The organism is Anoxybacillus sp. P3H1B, assembly GCF_001560855.1.
GTDB classification, from domain to species: domain Bacteria; phylum Bacillota; class Bacilli; order Bacillales; family Anoxybacillaceae; genus Anoxybacteroides; species Anoxybacteroides rupiense.
This window is the reverse complement of the sequence record NZ_LPUG01000015.1, coordinates 138,004-157,089: the sequence shown is the minus strand read 5'-3', so window position 1 is coordinate 157,089 and position 19,086 is coordinate 138,004. Positions and strand designations below refer to the sequence as shown.

Annotated in this window: 16 protein-coding genes, 1 other RNA gene and 1 riboswitch; of the genes, 3 read left to right on the top strand and 14 right to left on the bottom strand. The window is 43.4% G+C overall.

All coding sequences use genetic code 11. The features are described from left to right. Window positions 1-436: 436 nt before the first annotated feature. The 10 genes from rnpB to AT864_RS09875 all read right to left on the bottom strand — a co-directional run bounded on the left by rnpB (window position 437) and on the right by AT864_RS09875 (window position 10,656). Window positions 437-831: RNase P RNA component class B (gene rnpB, locus AT864_RS09930), an RNA gene on the bottom strand. A gap of 81 nt (window positions 832-912) precedes the next feature. Next, complete coding sequence (gene gpsB, locus AT864_RS09925) at window positions 913-1,209, bottom strand: cell division regulator GpsB (protein WP_044742380.1); 297 nt, start codon at window positions 1,207-1,209, stop codon at window positions 913-915. Between the two features lie 74 nt (window positions 1,210-1,283). After that, window positions 1,284-1,829, bottom strand: a complete 546-nt coding sequence (locus tag AT864_RS09920) for a DUF1273 domain-containing protein (RefSeq protein WP_066148706.1) — start codon at window positions 1,827-1,829, stop codon at window positions 1,284-1,286. Window positions 1,830-1,897: 68 nt separating this feature from the next. Continuing rightward, window positions 1,898-2,179 carry a spore coat protein gene (locus AT864_RS09915; protein ID WP_066148704.1) on the bottom strand — a complete coding sequence of 94 codons (282 nt, stop codon included), beginning with the start codon at window positions 2,177-2,179 and terminating at the stop codon, window positions 1,898-1,900. A 331-nt stretch (window positions 2,180-2,510) separates the two neighbouring features. Next, window positions 2,511-3,752, bottom strand: coding sequence for a ribonuclease H-like domain-containing protein (locus AT864_RS09905; protein ID WP_066148700.1), 1,242 nt, complete (start codon window positions 3,750-3,752; stop codon window positions 2,511-2,513). Beyond that, window positions 3,742-6,024, bottom strand: coding sequence for a DEAD/DEAH box helicase (locus AT864_RS09900; RefSeq protein ID WP_156450526.1), 2,283 nt, complete (start codon window positions 6,022-6,024; stop codon window positions 3,742-3,744). The genes AT864_RS09905 and AT864_RS09900 overlap by 11 nt, the downstream gene beginning before the upstream one ends. Window positions 6,025-6,400: 376 nt before the next feature. After that, window positions 6,401-7,324, bottom strand: coding sequence for a cysteine synthase A (gene cysK / locus AT864_RS09890; protein ID WP_044742551.1), 924 nt, complete (start codon window positions 7,322-7,324; stop codon window positions 6,401-6,403). A 252-nt stretch (window positions 7,325-7,576) separates the two neighbouring features. Continuing rightward, complete coding sequence (locus AT864_RS09885) at window positions 7,577-9,001, bottom strand: cell wall metabolism sensor histidine kinase WalK (RefSeq protein ID WP_066148695.1); 1,425 nt, start codon at window positions 8,999-9,001, stop codon at window positions 7,577-7,579. A 3-nt stretch (window positions 9,002-9,004) separates the two neighbouring features. Continuing rightward, window positions 9,005-9,679, bottom strand: coding sequence for a response regulator transcription factor (locus tag AT864_RS09880; RefSeq protein ID WP_044742549.1), 675 nt, complete (start codon window positions 9,677-9,679; stop codon window positions 9,005-9,007). Between the two features lie 2 nt (window positions 9,680-9,681). Then, window positions 9,682-10,656 carry a YncE family protein gene (locus tag AT864_RS09875; protein ID WP_066148693.1) on the bottom strand — a complete coding sequence of 325 codons (975 nt, stop codon included), beginning with the start codon at window positions 10,654-10,656 and terminating at the stop codon, window positions 9,682-9,684. A 213-nt stretch (window positions 10,657-10,869) separates the two neighbouring features. Between AT864_RS09875 and AT864_RS09870 the strand changes: the two genes are divergently transcribed. Continuing rightward, window positions 10,870-11,979 carry a histidine kinase N-terminal domain-containing protein gene (locus tag AT864_RS09870; protein ID WP_066148691.1) on the top strand — a complete coding sequence of 370 codons (1,110 nt, stop codon included), beginning with the start codon at window positions 10,870-10,872 and terminating at the stop codon, window positions 11,977-11,979. A 31-nt stretch (window positions 11,980-12,010) separates the two neighbouring features. On the opposite strand, the gene AT864_RS09865 is transcribed toward AT864_RS09870, so the two are convergent. Continuing rightward, window positions 12,011-12,694: a thermonuclease family protein gene (locus tag AT864_RS09865; RefSeq protein ID WP_231734627.1), complete on the bottom strand. Its 684-nt coding sequence runs from the start codon at window positions 12,692-12,694 to the stop codon at window positions 12,011-12,013. 493 nt (window positions 12,695-13,187) lie between these two features. Here AT864_RS09865 and AT864_RS09860 point away from each other — a divergent pair, with 493 nt between their 5' ends. Together AT864_RS09860 and AT864_RS09855 are read left to right on the top strand one after the other, a co-directional pair. Continuing rightward, window positions 13,188-14,567 carry a peptide MFS transporter gene (locus AT864_RS09860; protein ID WP_066148689.1) on the top strand — a complete coding sequence of 460 codons (1,380 nt, stop codon included), beginning with the start codon at window positions 13,188-13,190 and terminating at the stop codon, window positions 14,565-14,567. Between the two features lie 591 nt (window positions 14,568-15,158). Next, window positions 15,159-15,346, top strand: a riboswitch (Lysine riboswitch). A gap of 109 nt (window positions 15,347-15,455) precedes the next feature. Then, window positions 15,456-16,916, top strand: coding sequence for an amino acid permease (locus tag AT864_RS09855; RefSeq protein WP_066148687.1), 1,461 nt, complete (start codon window positions 15,456-15,458; stop codon window positions 16,914-16,916). A gap of 30 nt (window positions 16,917-16,946) precedes the next feature. Here the strand turns inward: AT864_RS09855 and AT864_RS09850 are convergent, their stop codons facing one another. From AT864_RS09850 to thiD, 3 genes are all read right to left on the bottom strand, one after another. After that, window positions 16,947-17,120, bottom strand: coding sequence for a twin-arginine translocase TatA/TatE family subunit (locus AT864_RS09850; protein ID WP_044746464.1), 174 nt, complete (start codon window positions 17,118-17,120; stop codon window positions 16,947-16,949). A gap of 476 nt (window positions 17,121-17,596) precedes the next feature. Beyond that, window positions 17,597-18,262, bottom strand: a complete 666-nt coding sequence (gene thiE / locus AT864_RS09845; RefSeq protein WP_066148685.1) for a thiamine phosphate synthase — start codon at window positions 18,260-18,262, stop codon at window positions 17,597-17,599. Window positions 18,263-18,271: 9 nt separating this feature from the next. After that, window positions 18,272-19,084, bottom strand: a complete 813-nt coding sequence (thiD, locus tag AT864_RS09840) for a bifunctional hydroxymethylpyrimidine kinase/phosphomethylpyrimidine kinase (protein WP_066148683.1) — start codon at window positions 19,082-19,084, stop codon at window positions 18,272-18,274. Window positions 19,085-19,086: the final 2 nt, after the last annotated feature.

Below are 19,086 nucleotides of genomic sequence, written 5' to 3'. Positions count from 1 at the left end.
GGGTAATCTCTCTGTACTCTCATATGCGTGAAACGAAACAAAAGAAAAAGACCGACTGCATATGATTTTCTCTAGCTTCAACCGCTTTAATTTCATTGTATCATTTTAGAATGATGGAATATGTGTTTGAACGTTCAAAAATGATAAATATTTTATGTACTTGTGCCATGAGAACCTGTTGTCCTTATACTGTATAAATACATGGAAAAGATGGCTCGATTTAGCCGAAGAGATATTTTATGTATGCACCGTAAAAAACAAAGCAATGATCGGCTCTAAAATCCCAAAGCTTTTTGGCAGCCTTCCCACCCTAGGAGCATCAAAGCATTCGAGAGAAAAAGGATCTTTAACGATACACAGTACCGTTCGACAGAAGCAAGAAAAGCCCTCCTATATGCAGGAGAGCTTTTGCCACCATGTTTAGCCATTAATAATGCTCTGTAAGCCATGTTTTGTTCCTTCGTACTGCAAGCGGCTTTTCGCCTCGTACTCCGGCGGTAATCATCTATCTACAGATGGAACATGCCATCTGTCCTTCCCTCCGTTCATTTCCTTCGGGAAGATGCCCCTACCATCATTTGGGTTTCTCGCTCGAGGGGTTTACCGCGTTCCACCTCTAAGGTTTCCCTTAGAGCTACGTCACTGTGGCACTTTCAGGGTAATTGAGCCATATCAGAACTTGACTTAGGCTCTTTCCCCGCCGTCAGCCCAGCCGAAGCCAGACTGCCCTAGCTTATGGATTCGCTAGGCACGAACACTACGGGCATCTCAGCACCGTGCGAGCATGGACTTTCCTCTACGGCAAAACTGCCGCAGCGATTACCCGAACATTATCAATGGCGCAATATCTGCATAATGTAGTATAGTCCATTTTTTCCTTCACTTCAATGGAAATTTTGTGTTTTATGTAGCCTACTCATATAATTTGTTGCCAAATACGTGCTTTTCTAAATTTGACAACCGCTGTAAAATATCAAAATTGGTCGTGCCAACAGGAGTAGCTGGCCGTTTTTGCAGTTGCTCTATTTGATGCTTTAAACGTAGGTTTTCTTGCTGAAGCTCCTCAATTTCTTGATGAAACGCTTCATAATCCTTAATAATCGCATCTAAAAACTGATCTACCTCATCTTGATTATAGCCCCGCATGCTTACTTTAAATTCTTTTTCTAGAATATCCTTCGCTGTCAGTTTCACGCGACCTGCTAACATAAAAATTCGCCCCCTTAATTCCACATTCCGCTTTTCTTTTCTTTATTTTTTCAGAAAGTCGATCGATTGTCAATTTACCATTGATTCATTTGTTCTTCTTCTATGATAGCCTGTAAATCAGAAAATGAAATAAAAAAAATAGGATAGTTTTTTCTTCTTTTGGCGACGTTTAGTAAAAACTTTGGCGTTCCTTCTTGCTCTTCGTCATAAACAAGCAGCAGCCCCTCACTTTTAGCAACAATAAATTCGTTTTTTAAGCGAAATTGCATAGGACTTTCGTAAGGGCGTTTAGTTACACAGTCAAAAAAGTCCGCTTGTGAGACAATCGATTCGTAATACTCGCGGTTTTCTCCCTTCCATCGTTCTTCTTGATTTAAAAATGGAGCAATGACGGCTAAACGCAGATGCGGATAGGATTCCTGCAATTCATATACCGCTTCTGCTGCCCATAATTCGACGCCAAGCTGTCCGCTAATCATGACCCATTCCAGCCCTTCATCCGCCAGCTCCGTTAGACGCTCTTTAATCGCTTTTTTGATATAAGCAACAGCCGGGTGATGATGGGAAAAAATATGAAGCTCATGCGGCTTGTATCCGCTTAATGCAAGGACCTTGAGCACTTTTTTCTCCCTCCTTTTCGGAGAAATAAAACAGGAACTGAATTTTTCAGTTCCTGTTTCTTTACGGTTTAGAAGCCCCAAGGCATCGGTCCTGCTGGGCCTGGTCCTACTGGTCCTGGTCCAAGTGGCATTGGCGCAGGGCCTCCACCGCAAAAGAATTGTTGATTTGCCGTCTCATTTACCGCCGACTCCGTGTGCGGGAAATAGTGTTGATGCTGGTAAAGATGATGATTGACATGCGTCGTATGAGACGGGTGAATATGTGGTACAATGGTTGCTTGGAAGTGATGCTGTACACAACATTTTGTCGGATGAACAATTGGCGCCGTTACATTTGGTCTGCAATGCATAAATACATCTCTCCTTTTGATTTATCATAAGCTGTTTTACAATACTAGCCTATGATGAAAGGAGCGGACACGTACTAGTATAGATACCCATTTTCTCCGTTATATCATGTTAAATTGGTAAATACAACGACCGTTAAGCCAACCACGACAAAAAATAAATACAAAATTTTTTTATACATCCTTTTCAAGGCTCGTCTCCCCATTACTACTTGTTTTTTCGCACTATTCACAACACATAATTGTACACCTTTTGCGATTTTTCTACAATATTCGCAATAAAGAATAAATTTTCTGTATGTTCTGTCGTTTTTTGCGCTTTCCGGGGAAATCATCATTTCCTGATTTTCCGTTCAAGCCTCTTCAATCGCTTGAGCAACTCGTCGGAGGGCTCGCTGAAGCGATGGGTACGAGCGATCTTTTTCCACATGTGATAAGCTGTTTGCGCATATTCATAAGCCTCTTCTGGCTTTTTATAAACATGTTCATATAGTTTGGCCAGCTCCACTGCAGCTTTGATGCTCCGCGGATCAAAATCAGCCTGCAACAGCTCTCTCCAAAGTTTGACGGCCTTTTCATACTGCTTTTCTTTTTTATAAATAAGCGAAAGCTGCCATTTCGCTATTGCGGATTCCTTCCCTTCCTTTTCGGCTACTTGCTCATATATTTTTCTCGCTTCCCCAGCTTCGCCAACAGAATCAAACCATCGGCCCATCTCTAACTTTTCTGTCACATGTTCGATATCGTACGCTTGCAAAATTTGCTTCGATAAATGAATGTATAGAACAATAAGAGACAGCACATCCATTTCGTTATGCTTCAGCACCCCGGTCATTCCGTCTGGTTGCTTTGATGAGAGAAATTCAAAATACATCATAGGTGCTAAAAACCCGGGAATATCCTCTGTTCGCTCCACCCCAAGAATTTCTTTCTCTACATGGGCTAGCTTGACAGATTCCAACCGATGCTTCCATATTCTTCGTGAAGCATGGTATAAATCGAAATGCCCAAATGCCGGCAATTTCGGTACGGTGTCACGGAGGAGGGTATGACGCGTCTTTAACACCGGCCAATCAAAGGCTTTTCCGTTATAGGTCACAAGCGTTGTATAGTCTACCTCTGATAAAAAGCTTTGATAAAGGGCTACTTCCGCCCCCGGATGCGGCAAAAAATGCTGACGCACCACAATGCGATCAGCATATACACGTGCATGTCCAAGCAAAAAAATTGTATTTCCTGTTCCGCTTCCAAGTCCTGTCGTTTCCGTATCAAAAAAAAATAAATCGCTTATATCATGGCCTTTGCTAGAAAGCGGATGAGAGAATAAAGCCTGCTGCCATTTTTCATGGATCTCATGCAATTCGCCAAGCCGATAGATTCCATGCTGTTGATCGAGTGAATAAGTGACTTCGCGAATCAAGCAATACTCTCCATCGAAAAAAAACGGCTCAGCATTCATGGTACGCCATTGTGCCAAATAAGGCACGTCCGTCTCTGTTTCATCATCTCTGCAAGCTGGCGAAGCCGCGGCGATACTCGTTCCTTTTAATTTTGCCAGCTTTTCTTTAATCGACATGCTCCTCCTCCTTTTCTTCGTTAAGGATGGCCAAAAGCTTAAGCGCATCGCGTTTCGCTCGTTCGGATGATATATGAGTCCCAATGCAGGACGGGCAACCAGATTCACATGGACAGCGCTCAATCATTTGTTTGGCTTCCCTAAGCACCTGCTCCATCTCATGATACAACGCATCACTCAGTCCAATTCCTCCCGGATACCGATCATAAACGAAAATGGTCGGTTGTTCATTATGGAGCGATTTTACTTGCGGTACGACATGCAAGTCAGTGCGGTCGCACATCAAAAACAAAGAAGCCACATACTGGAGGACATGGGTGATTCCAAGCAACCCTTGCTCCATGCGTTCATCGTTCCAATGCGGCAACGCTTCTCGTTTGATGCTGATCCATGCGGCGTTCGTGTGCAGCTCCGCCTCCGGCAAATAAATCGGTCCTGAGCCGATATTCTCGTGTGTTTCTAGTTTGATTTTTTTAAAAATTGTCGCTTTCGCGAGCACCATCACATCGCCAAATCCGATAATTGATAAGTCCGCTTCCCTCTTCCGATCCTCCTCGAGCACTTTCAATTCGACTGCTACATTCGCATCAGTAAAATAGTCGACATCCACTTCGCGAACATACGCTTTTTTCTCTTCCCAATCCAGCTTCTCCACCTGATACTGAACCCCTTGATGCAAATAGATCGCTTCCTCATGAAGCAATGTCATCGCACTAAAGCGGTCCATTTCTCCGATTACCCGATGGTCTCCTCTATTTGACACATCGATAATGACCACATTTTCCTGAGAGGCGGAACGCAAACTGATGCCATGAGCTGGAAACGAGTCACTCATCCAATGCCATTTATTTCCTCGTTGATAAAGCACTCGCTCGTCTGCCAAATATTCAAGAATTTCCTCGATCTCGACACCAGCAAATGTTTCCCCTTGGCGAAAAGGCAATTCAAAAGCCGCACATTTCACGTGATCGACGAGAATCACAAGATTGTTCGGATTTAAGCGTGCGCTTTCCGGACTCCTCTCCAATACATATGCAGGATGTTGAATAATATACTGATCGAGCGGGCTGGAGCTGGCCACCATGACTACCATTGCTTCCTCTTGACGTCGACCAGCCCGCCCCGCCTGCTGCCAAGTGCTTGCAATCGTACCAGGATATCCTGTTAGCACGCATGCCTGCAGCTGGCCGATGTCCACTCCTAACTCAAGCGCATTCGTACTGACTACTCCATAAATTTCTCCGTTTCGCAACCCTCGTTCAATCTCTCTGCGCTCGTTCGGCAAATAGCCTCCCCGATAAGCACGAATAGCTTTGCTCCCCAATTCGTGCTTGATGAGCTGTTGCAAATAAGTAAGCAAAATTTCGACACGAACACGACTTTTTGCAAATACGATGGTTTGAATGCGATGCTTTAACAGTTCGCTCGCGATCGCTTTCGCTTCCAATGTAGCACTTCTGCGAATGTTTAATGCTCGGTTGACAACCGGAGGATTATAAAAGACAAAATGCTTTCTTCCCGACGGCGCTCCATTTTGATCAATGAGCTCCATCGCTTCCCCTGTTAGCACTTCTGCATGCTCTTTTGGGTTCGCAATCGTGGCCGATGTGCAAATAAAACGCGGATGACTTCCATAAAATTCACAAATTCGTTTTAAACGACGGATGACGTTGGCAACATGGCTGCCAAATACTCCCCGATATGTGTGAAGCTCGTCAATCACAACAAATTGCAAATTCTCAAACAATGACACCCATTTCGTATGATGCGGCAAAATTCCTGAATGCAACATATCGGGATTTGTTATGACAATATGGCCCGCTTTTCTCACCCTTTGCCGAATGGTTGGCGATGTATCTCCATCATACGTATCACAATAAATCGTTGTTTCCATTTCCCCAATAAGCTCATTTAAGGCGCTTTTTTGATCTTGAGCCAGCGCCTTCGTCGGGAATAAATAAAGCGCTCTTGCTTCCTTTTGCTGCAATATCTTCTGCAGCACAGGCAAGTTATAACACAATGTTTTTCCTGACGCCGTCGGTGTAACAGCCACGATATTTCGTCCGGCTTCTACCGCTTCATATGCTTTTTTTTGATGGATATATAACGATGAAATGCCTCGTTTCTCTAAAGCATGCCGCAAAGCAGGATGAAGCGATTCAGGAAACGGTGTGCTTTGTGCTTCTTTTTCCGGAATGGTATGCCAATAGGCAACGCATTCATTCTCTTTCCAGTCTTCAATGACTTGTTGCAACGTTTTGCGCTGGTTCAGCATGTTTCTCACCTACCTATTTCTATTTTAGAGAATAGAGGTTCGTTTTCAATAAAAAAAGCACGAAAATGTCGTGCGTTTATTTTAGCAGCTATTTTATTCACTTTCATCCATGCAAACGGTTTGCTTTGAAACAGTTTTGTAGCGAGCAAAATACCAAACAATCCAAAGGAAGGAAGAGCGGCTTCCTCTTTATCTCTCCTGCCATTCACCGATCTCATCCATAACCAAACGAGAGTTTGTTGTGCATATAGAAATTAGAAAATGGAATGTATCTATTTTGATGATGCGTCGCTTCCATATCAATGCCAATGTTGAGCTGCCAAGTTACGTCACAATAAATAGCTATAAAAGGCGCGCCAGTCAGCGAGCCTTTCTAAAAATTGAACAAATCCCATGATAAATACCGTTCTCCAGAATCGGGCGCCATGCAAAGAACACGGGCATCAGACGGCAATCGCTTTGCTATTTCTATCGCATAATGTGCAGCCGCGCCAGCTGAAGCCCCCACCAAAATCCCTTCTTCTGCTGCTAAACGGCGCGCCATCGTTTGGGCATCTTCATCTTTAATTAATAAAATTTCATCAAAAATGTCGCGATTTAATATCTTTGGAACAAATCCAGGCCCAGTTCCCGGGATTTTATGCGGCCCCGGTTCTCCTCCAGACAGTACAGGCGAGCCGTACGGTTCTACGACATAAATCCGCAAACGAGGAAGATGCTTTTTTAGCTCCTCGCCCGTACCCGTCACGGTTCCTCCTGTTCCAGCGGTTAGCACAAAAGCATCAAGCCTTCCTTCAAAGGCCGCTAAAATTTCTAAAGCCGTGCTCTGTCTATGGGCATCTGGATTAGCGGGATTTTCAAATTGCATTGGAATAAAACTATCTTCAATAACAGCCGCAAGACGATGCGCTTCATCAATCGCCCCCTGCATGCGAAGCGAAGAAGGAGTTAGATGCACCTCAGCTCCGTACGCCTTTAAAAGCTTGACACGCTCCATTGTGGCATTATCCGGCATGGTAATCATGCAGCGATAACCTTTCGCAGCGCATACCATGGCTAGTCCGATCCCTGTATTTCCAGAGGTCGGCTCAATAATCGTACTTTTTCCTGGCACGATTTTCCCTTCTTCCTCCGCGCGCTGAATCATTTGAAATGCAGCCCGATCTTTCACGCTTCCACCCGGATTAAATGATTCAAGCTTGATATATACCTCTGCTCCCTTCGGATCGGGAATTCGGTTTAGTTTGACTACTGGTGTATTGCCGATCACATCTAAAATAGACTGATACCGCTTCATCAATATCGCCAACCTTTGTTTATCATTTTTCTTTAACGATTATATTGCTTCACCTTTCCTCTTTCAACGCTTGGCCATTTATGTGAGGAAGAGGGAAGCTGAAAGATCAAACAAGCTTTTATTCTAGAATCCCGGTTTGTAAGTTTTACTGATACTGCTCATTCATAAGATCACAGAGCGCAAGAACCGAGTGAATGGATTGGATCTGTCGCACCGAGAGTGGCTGGAGTTTTTCATGATTCTGTATTCCGTTCACTCGACCTCATGTTGCTGGTCATCCCACATTGGCAAACAAATGGACACCTCTGTTCCTTTTCCCTCTTCGCTGGCAAACGCTATCGTGCCACCATGAAGATGGACGATCTGTTTGACAATCGCTAATCCAAGCCCCGTGCCGCCTTCTGCTCTTGTGCGCGCTTGATCGACACGGAAAAAACGCTGTCCCAACAGCGGGAGCTTCTCCTTTGGAATGCCTTTTCCGGAATCTCGGATGACAAAGCAGCAAGAATGAGTCTCCGCTTCAAAAAGCTGCAGTGTGATCGTGCCTCCTTTTGGCGTATAGCGGATCGCATTGTCGAGCAAATTATGGATGACTTGCTCCATGCGATCGCCATCCCCTTCAACAATCACTTCTGGACTTAAATCCGCGACAACTTGTATTTCCTTTTCATGCAAAAATGGCTCATATTTGGCTAACGTATCTTCAATAACTTGTGAAAATACGAGCGGCACCTTTTGCAGTGGGACGCTTTTTCCTTCCAATTGCGCTAAATCAAGTAAGTCGCGGACAAGCCGTTCCATTCTTCCTGCTTCTCGATGAATGAGCTTCATGTATTTTGTTTCTTCTTCTTTTGTTTTCACCATTCCTGCTAAAATGGCTTCACTGTATCCTTTGACATAACTGAGCGGCGTTCGCAATTCGTGCGACACATTGGCGAGGAATTCCCTCTTGCGCATATCCTCCTCGTGAATGGCTTTTGCCATTACATTAAACGCCCGAGCGAGCCTTCCTATTTCGTCATTCGCTTGAGTCGGAATCCTTGCTTCATAATCCCCCTGCGACATGCTGTAAGCAACTCTTTCCATCTCCTTGAGCGGTCCAGCCAAGCGGTCCGCCATTTTTTTTCCGAACAGCAGCAAAGCCGCCACAAATAAAATAGCAAGCGGAATCCAAATGGACGCAGCCTCCTTGGTCATTTCCTGAATGGTCGCAAGCGGAATATAAAGATAAAACACTCCTTGTAAGCGATGCTCGTCCAATAGCGGCACGATCACACCCATGATTTTGCGCCCAAATCGCTTTTCATAGCCTGTTTTCGTCACTACTTTTCCTTCAAGCAGCTTTTGCCGATCTGCTTCGCTAATCAACGAATCGTAATCGATTTGAAACGGCAAACAAGCGCTTAATTCCCGCGGGTTGCTGACGAGCAGCACTTCCGATGTCGTCTTTTCGTTATACCATTCTACCCGCTTCCGATATTCTTCAGTTATTGGTCCTCCTTGATAATCGCTTGCTAAATTTCTGCCTTCTTCAATCAATGTTTGTTCTACTTTATTTACATATAAATTTTGGTAAAAATAATTTAAAAGAAAATAAGAAAAAAGTACAGTAATAATCACAACAAGGCTCATAGCCAGCCAAATCTTTTGTACTAAAGTCATGGATTTTCGCCGCATCTGTCACACCTCAAATTTATAGCCAATCCCCCACACCGTTTTAATGAATGCTCCACTTTCCTTTAGCTTTAACCTTAATGTTTTAATGTGTGTATCCACCGTTCGAGCGTTTCCTGCATAATCATATCCCCATATCCGAATAAGCAAATCTTCCCTGCTAAATACTTGTCCGTGATGCTTAGCAAGAAAAAGAAGCAAGTCAAATTCTTTTAATGTTAAAATAACATTTTCTCCTTTTACCGTCACTTTCCGTCCTTTTTCATCAATCAAAAGCCCGCCAAAAGAAAGGTCATCTTGCTTTTTGGCTTGATATGTGCGTCTCATGATCGCCTCAATGCGCGCAATTAACTCTCCGGGGCTAAATGGCTTTACGATGTAATCGTCACCGCCAAGCTTAAATCCACGAACTTTATCCCATTCATCTCCTTTTGCTGTCAAAAAGATAATCGGCACATTCGAATAGCCGCGAATATGCTCACATAATGAAAACCCGTCCATATTCGGCATCATGATATCAAGCAAAATCAAGTCGATGGTTTGTTTCTGGATAAGCGCCAGCGCCTCTCGTCCATCTTGTGCTTGCAAACAGGTAAATCCGGAGTTTTCAAGATACATACATACTAAAAAACGCATATCCTCCTCATCATCAACAACCAGAATCGTTTGCTTCGTCTCCATTCTCACCCTTCCTCTCTTATCATTAGTTGAAACGGACCTTTTCCCGTTGTCAATCGTTGAACCACTTGGAGTGTACGGCCATCAATGACCGTCACTTCATTGCTGTCATAGCTTGCGACATATAAGTAATGGCTTTCGCCAATCATCACAAACGGATTCGCCCCTACTGTAATCGACGCTTTTTCCTCTCCTGCATGATCCCATTTGCGCACAGTATTTGAGCCGTGACTTAATGCAAAAATTCCTTCATTTGTCTCGGCAAAACTAACAGGCATCTCTGGAGCAGGAATCGTCTTCATGAGTGTTCCACTAGGTAATGAATAGATATGAATCACGGTTTCTACCGAACTTCCGCTTCCATGGCCGCCAACCCAAAGCTCTTGCTCCCGCTCGCGAAGCAAACCGCCGAGCGCAAATTTCGGAACCGAAAACGTATGGGTCACTTGATGTTTCTCCATATCGATCACAGCGGCTTTTTCATCTTGGAAATCAATCGCATACACACGTGTCCCTGTGCTGTTTTGCAGTAGAGTAAGGGGCTGGCTTCCTATTTTGATGGATCCATTTTCTTTGCCGTTCATGTGAAAAATGCGGATCGCCTTTTGATTTTGGTCAGCTAATAATAGATGCTGTTGATCATTGGAAACAAGTGCACTAATAATCCCCTTGCCTGTTTTCCATTCCTTCTCCATTTTCCCAGTTGCCAAATTATACTCATATGCCCGGTCCAGCTCATGTCCGTATAACAGCAGCGTGCTCCCGTTATTCAGCAGCACTCCTCCTTGAATAGGCTGACCAAGCTCCCATTGGGCGTATTTTTTTTCACGTTTTAAATCGAAAAATGTGACACTTCCATCCTTAATATTTATACTAATCAACACTTTCATCCGTTTAGGAATCTGCGTAAACTCTTCCTGTCGTTCGCACCCCATTAACAAGCTGACAAACATAAAGGCAAGCACAAGGGCAAGTCTCATTGTTCTCCTCCTTTTCAGGCGAAACACTTGACATATTATAAACAAATATTGTGAGAAACTTGTGAAAAATGACGAAAAAATTTTGTATGATATCATTCAGCAATAGAGCATTGTAAAAACTGCAAATTTAGCAATATTTCTCTTTATCATTTTAGCTATTTCCTTTTATAATAATAACATGCGATGGCGAGCGGATAAATGAGGTGAGTGGATTTGGAGTCTTCAAAAGAAAAACTAATTGCGTTTCTAGAAGAGCATGTATCTGATTTTCTAACGCATTGGCGAAACCATGTGCGTATCGCCGATAATGATAAATATATTGATCAAGTAGAGCATAACGGGCTATCTTTCTTTCAACTTGTGAAAGAAATGCTCAGCCATCCCCTTCCGTCAGAACACATTCAAGCACTGGCGGAAAAAATCGCAAAAGAAAGAGCAGAAGCAAATGTGAATATCGGTGAATTTGTCTATAATACAAACCTCGGCCGAAGTCTATTAATCCGGTATGCGTTGCAGTCTGGTCTTCCAATTGACGAGCTTCAACCATTAATTGACGATATTAACGCTTTATTTGATCGTTTTTCGTTTTATGCGGTTACAAAATACACCGAACTAAAAGATGCGGAAATTCAAAAAAGAAACTTGTTTATTTCTCAGTCTCATAAAGATCGGCTCACATTGCTTGGCCAAATGTCTTCGAGTTTCGTTCATGAATTTCGCAATCCATTGACGGCTATTATCGGGTTTATTCAGCTGCTAAAATTTGAACATCCAACCTTAAAATATTTGGATATTATCGAACATGAGCTCCAACAATTGAAATTTCGCATTTCTCAATTTCTTCATGCTTCAAGAAAAGAAGCGGTTGAAGAGAAAAAGGAGACTGTATCTCTTTCCGAGTTTTTCGAAGAGATCCTATCCTTTCTGTACCCAAGCTTTGTGGATGAAGATGTCGATGTGTCTACCAATATCGATTCAACATTGACTGTATTTGTCTATAGGAATCAGCTCAAACAGGTCATCATGAATATTCTTCTCAATTCCATCGAGGCGGTCAAAGAAAAGGAAAAGCCGCGGCGGATCAATATTGATGTGTCATTGATGGACGGAAAGATTGCCATCATGATTTCTAATAACGGTCCAATGATTCCTTCGGAAGCCATTCACGCCATCTTTGAGCCATTTTTCACAACGAAAAAGCTTGGCACAGGAATCGGCCTGTATGTATGTAAAAAAATTATTGAAGATCATGGCGGCCAAATCACCTGCTCTTCCAATCAGCATGTTACTTCCTTTATGATTTCCCTTCCCAGTTCAAACTAAATCCCTCTCCCCTTAATATGGAGAGAGGGATTTAGCGTAGCGGTTTGCGAAATCCTGCATCTTGTGCCTCTTTCTCAGTACAAAACATTCTTTCTGCCTTTGTTACCTTATATTGCGGACTTCCAGGAACATGATAAATTTTTTCTCCGCTTTTTGAAATATTGCCTTTAATCATTGGCTTGGAGCACGATGATGAAGAAGAAGCTTGATCGTTAAATCCTTGATCTGTTGCATAATTTTCTATTGACCAAATCCCCAGTTGCTTCTCCCTGGCTTTCTCCTGAATTTGCCGGAATTCATCGACATATTTCGTATTAGGCTCAAATACGTAAGCCACCCGAGCATAGCCCTGCTCCAGCAGCAGCTCATTAAGCATTTTGTTTCCGATCCATACATAGGCTAGCAACCGGCCGTATTTGTCTCGTTCTCTCACATCCAATTCCAGCTCCACCTTTGTCCCTGATGGCAGTAATTGCTTCACATATTGACTTGACTCCACGCCAAACGGCTGCACGGGCTTGGTCGGATGTACAGATTCAGGTGTGTCAACCAACAATAAACGGACGGTTTCTTCTTTGCTTCCGACTGCAACTTTTAACGTATCCCCATCAATGACCCGTTGAACAATAGCTGGAATTTTTTCTGAAGATGATTGGCATCCCGTTAACACGAGAACCGCAAAAGCAGTCAAAAGCGCCATGAGGTATTTCTTCAATCTTTCTCCTCCTTCCGTATCTTATCGTAGCGCATCTCAGAAAACTTGACCACTATTTGTTCACTTTTTTATCCATAATCCTAAGCTTTCAAGACCATACACAACATTTTCCAAGGCGCATGGATCGCCTAAAAATAGAACTATTATTCCGTTTATATGGAGAAACTATAGAGAAAATGGAACGAACCTTTCGATCTTTTCATTTAAGCGATGCCATCCAATGGAATGGGTCAACATTTCTTCCTCAAACGAGTATGAATTGAACAAGCACCATGAATGCCCTGTTTCCATTGAACGAAATAGCTAGTATATAGAGTATGATGGAAAGATTCATTATACAAATAATATAATATTTAGATTAATAACACTATTAAATCGATAAAGATAAGTTTAAAAGTTTATATTTTTCTATTTCTATATAATTTTATTGACTTATAGATATTTTATAAAATAAAATGTTCTTTGCACGATCATCAATTTAGGAGGAAGAAAAATGGGAGCATTACCTGAGGTTCAACCGATGCAACAGGAACAAAGCAAAAAACATCCTCCCGGGCTTTATCTTTTATTCTTCACCGAGATTTGGGAGCGTTTTAGCTACTATGGAATGCGGGCGATCCTAGTTCTTTATTTAACGACAGCAACCATTAGTGGCGGTTTAGGATTTGATCAAAGAATCGCCGTAAGTATTTATGGGTTCTTTACAGGGATTGTTTATTTTACCCCTATTATCGGTGGATACCTTTCTGACCGCTTTTTAGGTCGTCGCTTAGCTATTACCATCGGCGGAATTATTATGGCCGTCGGCAATCTTATACTGTTTGCGGTCAATACAAAAATAGGGTTATATACGGGGCTTTTACTATTAATTATCGGAAACGGTTTCTTTAAACCTAATATTTCGACGCTTGTCGGTGAATTGTACGGACCAAATGACAAGCGCCGCGATGCAGCCTTTACCATTTTCTATATGGGAATTAACATCGGCGCCTTTTTTGCTCCGCTGATCTGTGGATTTTTAGCTGAAGATTATTTTAAAACGACTGTCAATGGCGTCGTGCAGTATGGATTTAAATATGGTTTCCTTGCCGCATCCATCGGTATGATAATTGGTCAAGTATTTTTTAATCTATTAGGAAATCGTTATCTAGGAGAAATCGGCAAAAAGCCGATTGGCAAACAGAAAACAGCTTCAACTGCGCCAAAAGAGCCGTTAACAAAAAAAGAAAAACAGCGCATTCGTGTGATCTTAATTTTAATGTGCTTTGTTGTCTTTTTCTGGGCTGGCTTCGAACAAGCAGGAAGCTCGCTTACATTGTATACCGATAAGTTCGTCGATAAATCCATCGGCAGCTGGACCATGCCAACCTCTTGGTTTCAATCATTAAATCCATTATTTATCGTTCTATTAACACCCGTTTTATCTGCATTATGGGTAAAATTGGCTAACTCTAAACGCGGTGATTTATCAGCTCCGACAAAGATGGGATTAGGTATGATTTTGCTTGGTCTCGGATTTGCTGTTTTGGTTCCTGCTCTGCTGCAAACCGGAAGCGACGAGCAACACATTACGGTAAAAGCAAATGCATTATTTATTGTTTTAACATACTTTTTGCATACGCTTGGTGAGCTTTGCCTATCACCGGTTGGGCTATCACTTACAAGCCGCATCGCACCGATTCGTCTCGCTTCCCTGCTAATGGGAGTTTGGTTATCAGCAACTGGTATCGCGAATATTTTAGCAGGTCAATTAGCAGCTTTTACGGAGTCATTAGGCTATCTAGAAATTTTCAGCTTAATTGGCGGCATTACCATTGTTCTTGGCTTTGTTCTGTTATTATTATCGAAAAAACTTGTAGAAATGTCAGAATAATAAAGAAAAAAGGATTCACTTATATCGTGAATCCTTTTTTCTTTGCTTATTTACCATTGGTCGTTTTAACATTCTTCAGTCGAGAAGTCTCCCATTTCTAAATCTTGCGAAGCTTGATGAAAGTGGGAGATGAATCGACTTCGGACAAGGACAGGCTTTTGCCTGTTCAATTGTCTGACCCTGTGGTAAAATAAACCTATGTCGTTCTTTCATAACTAGATATAGGAGGTTGCATGGAGAAAATAAAATGCGAAAACCAAGCTGATCCTTCCATGCGTAAAATATCCAAGGTACAAAAGAACTCCGAATTGTCGGACATCTAGGGTTGGAACGACCCGAAGTCACGCTCAGGGAGACGAAAGGCGGCTTTCGTCGTGGAACTGAGAAGCTCCCACTTCAAGCTTTAGCTAAGTGGTGAGTAGTTCACGAAACAGGATTTCTATCGTTCCATGCCTCTCGCTCTATTCCACGTATATAGTAAACATAGAAGGGTTTGGCTTTTTTGCGATTGAAGCATAAATAAATATTGTTTTTGTACAAAAATTGTTTTATAATCATCATGGAACAAAATGAATAGCATCCTCATTCACCCGATGAGGTAGAGGTTGCGGCTTTTATGAGTACAGCGAACGAGATGCAGAGAACATTGAAGACTTCGCTCGAAGGGAAAAGCCGCCGAAGTTGGCACATTTCTCTGGATGTGCGAACTGGGGCTGTCACCGAATAGGGGCAGCACTGTCACGGTTTGCGTAAAGCAACCGTGGGGCGCTATCTTCACGGAAGGGTTGATACGGGTAATGATTGCATTGCCGCCGAATCTCCTTCGGCGGCTTTTTTTATTGCCCGGCTCCTTTCCATGACAACATGAAAAAAAGGAGCGATGAAAACATGGAAAGCGTCATTCAAAAACAGGAAGCCGCCACACCGGCTTCGCCTAACCAGCTGCAACGAAAGCTAAAAACAAGGCATTTAACAATGATTTCTCTTGGGGGAACGATTGGTACTGGGTTGTTTTTAGCAAGCGGCGGAGCGATTCATACCGCTGGACCGGGTGGAGCGCTCATAGCGTATATCGCGATTGGAGTGATGGTATATTTTTTGATGACCAGCCTTGCGGAAATGGCCGCTTATATGCCCGTTACCGGAACGTTTAGTACGTATGCAACGAAATTTGTCGATCCTGCTCTCGGATTTGCTTTAGGATGGAACTACTGGTATAACTGGGCCATTACAATTGCCGCAGAACTCTCGGCTGTGACTATGATCATGAAATTTTGGTTTCCGAATAGCCCTTCACTTTTATGGAGCGCATTATGCTTAGTGATTATGTTTTTACTTAACTATTTATCTGTAAAAGGATTTGGTGAAGCCGAATATTGGTTTTCCCTTATTAAAGTAGTAACGGTTATTATTTTTCTTATTGTCAGCTTTTTCATGATTGTAGGTATTATGGGTGGTGAAGCGGTTGGATTTAGAAACTTCACCATCGACGACGCTCCGTTCCATGGTGGGTTCATGGCGACTCTCGGCATTTTTATGGCCGCAGGATTTTCTTTCCAAGGAACAGAGCTGCTTGGGGTTGCAGCCGGTGAAAGCGAGGATCCGAAACGAAACATTCCTCGCGCCATTCGTCAAGTATTTTGGCGTATTTTGCTATTTTATATACTGGCTATTTTAGCAATCGGGCTGCTTATTCCGTATACAAATGAAAATCTAGCGAATAGCGACGTTACGGTCAGCCCATTTACTCTCGTCTTTGATAAAGCTGGCATTGCGTTGGCTGCATCCGTTATGAACGCCGTCATTTTAACAGCGGTTTTATCAGCCGGAAATTCCGGTATGTATGCGTCTACTCGAATGCTTTGGGATCTAGCAAAAGAAGGAAAAGCGCCAAAATTTCTGGCCAAGCTAAATCACCGCGGTGTTCCTGTTAATGCATTACTAGTCACAGCTTCACTAGGAACGCTTGCTTTTTTGGCTTCGTTCTTTGGCGATGGCACCGTTTATGTATGGTTATTAAATGCCTCTGGTATGTCGGGATTCATTGCGTGGCTAGGCATCGCGGTCAGTCACTACCGTTTCCGCAAAGCATATGCCGCGCAAGGGCGCGATCTCAATGATCTTCCTTATAAAGCCAAATGGTTTCCATTTGGACCATTGTTCGCTCTAGTGCTTTGCACGATTGTCATTTTGGGACAGAACTATGGGGCCTTTATGGGGAAGTCAATCGATTGGTACGGCATTCTCGTTTCCTACATTGGACTGCCATTGTTTTTAGCGGTTTGGCTTGGCTATAAAATCGTGAAAAAGACAAAGGTCGTTCCCCTCAAAGAATGTGAATTAGACTAAAAAACCGCTCGGCTATGCCAAGCGGTTTTTTCAGTCGTGCTTTTTCGTTTTCTGTTCTTCGTCATCCATGATGCCTTTTGTAGCATTTTTAAATTCGCGGAGCGTTTTTCCAGCTGCTTGTCCAAGCTCTGGCAGCTTTTTCGGGCCGAAAAGTAACAGGGCAAAAAATACGATCAAGGCAATCTCGCCAAATCCTATGTTCATATCATTCACTCCATGCGCTTCATTTTCGTCTTTTCCTTTTCCATTATATCATATCATCTTTGAATTACTACCACTTTCGCTTCAAAGTGGGAGATTCCTGCGAACATGGAAACATCCTTCGGTTTTTCAGCTAGCAGACCTTCCCCGTTGTTCCAACGGGAAACGACAAGAAAGCTTGTACATTCGTCCGCTTCACACGTTCGACTGGGCTCGGTTTTCGTTGCTTCGAACCGTGCACAGACAAGGGAACGTTGAAGCTTTTACGTAACGGACGGTGTTCCTTGTCACAATCCTCTATCTTCAGTTTTTCCAAGAACCACTTACAAGTATAGAATAGCACATAGATTCTTGTGATTCCACTACTTTGGCCAATGCCAACCGACATTTCTCTCTCTAACTCATGAAGCGATGTCCGTCATGTTCCTTGAGGCCATAGTCTTCTGTCGGGATATGGAGTAGTCCAATGATCGACATCCTTATTCGTTCAGTGCTTCAGAAACCGCTCTTGCCAGCCATTCCGCACTTTTTTTAGGAGAAGGAGCTAAACTGATCGCGCTAATGACAGACACCCCGTCTGCTCCAGCGGCAATAACCTTCTTTGCGTTGTTCGCGGTAATTCCGCCAATGCCCACGATCGGTATCGACAGACCATGCTCACGCATAAGACGAAGAACGGCCGTTCCTTGTGCCTCTTTTGCATCTTCTTTTGTGCTGGTTGGAAAAATAGGACCGACTCCAAGATAGTCAGCGCCTTGCTCAATGGCGCGTTTCGCTTCTGCCAAATTATGAGCTGAAACGCCGAGAATTTTATTTCCTATTTTTTTTCGTACGACATCTGCCCGTTCATCGTCTTGTCCAATATGGACCCCATCAGCATCAAGCTCTAATGCTAGCTCCACATCATCATTCACAATAAACGGAATATGGTGCTTCCGGCAAAGCGCTTGCAACTCTTTGGCTAATGCATACTGCTCCTTTTTCGAAAGAGCCCCTTTGCCCTTTTCGCGAAATTGAAACATCGTAATTCCGCCTTCAATCGCTTCTGTCAGCACCTCTAACGGACTTCGTTCACAATTGTTGCTTCCCATAATAAAATAAACACGTAATTGCTCTTTCAGACTATCCATTGAAGTTTGCGCCATTTTCATCACCTACGACATCCATTTTTGCCGATACGCCCAATGGTTGGTTGGGCCATGCCCATTGCCGATCCCCAGTTCGTTTTCAATCGCGGCTTGAATAAATGCTTTCGCTGTTTCGATCGCTTCATGGACGCTGCGCCCCTTAGCAAGCTCCGCTGTTACTGCAGCGGCAAACGTGCAGCCTGTTCCATGCGTATGTCTCGTTTCAATTCGGGCGCCCTTGAAATAGGAAAATTCACGGCCATCATATAGCAAATCAACCGCTGCATTTTCAACATCATCGTGGCCTCCTTTAATGACCACGTACGTGACTCCGATTTTGTGAAGCTGTTTTGCCGCTTCTTGGCGTTCCTCTAATGTGCGGATCTTCATCCCCGTCAATACTTCTGCCTCTGGAATGTTAGGAGTGGCTACCATCGCCAGCGGCAACAAATGTGTTTTTAACGCTGACACCGCTGCTTCCTGTAAAAGTGGTGCCCCGCCTTTAGCGATCATAACCGGGTCAACGACAAGCCGACGCCAGCCAAATTGCTTCACCTTTTTCGCTACGGCTTGGATGATATCTGCATTAAACAACATGCCCGTTTTGACGGCGTCTGCTCCTAAGTCCGTACCAATGGATTCAATCTGCTGCTCAACGGCTTCTACAGAAAGCGGATACACTCCCTGCACGCCAAGCGTATTTTGCGCCGTTACCGCCGTTAATGCAGACATTCCAAAGACGCGTAACTCTTGAAATGTTTTTAAATCCGCCTGAATGCCGGCTCCACCTCCACTGTCTGACCCAGCAATCGTTAATGCTTTATAAACTTGATTCACCATGT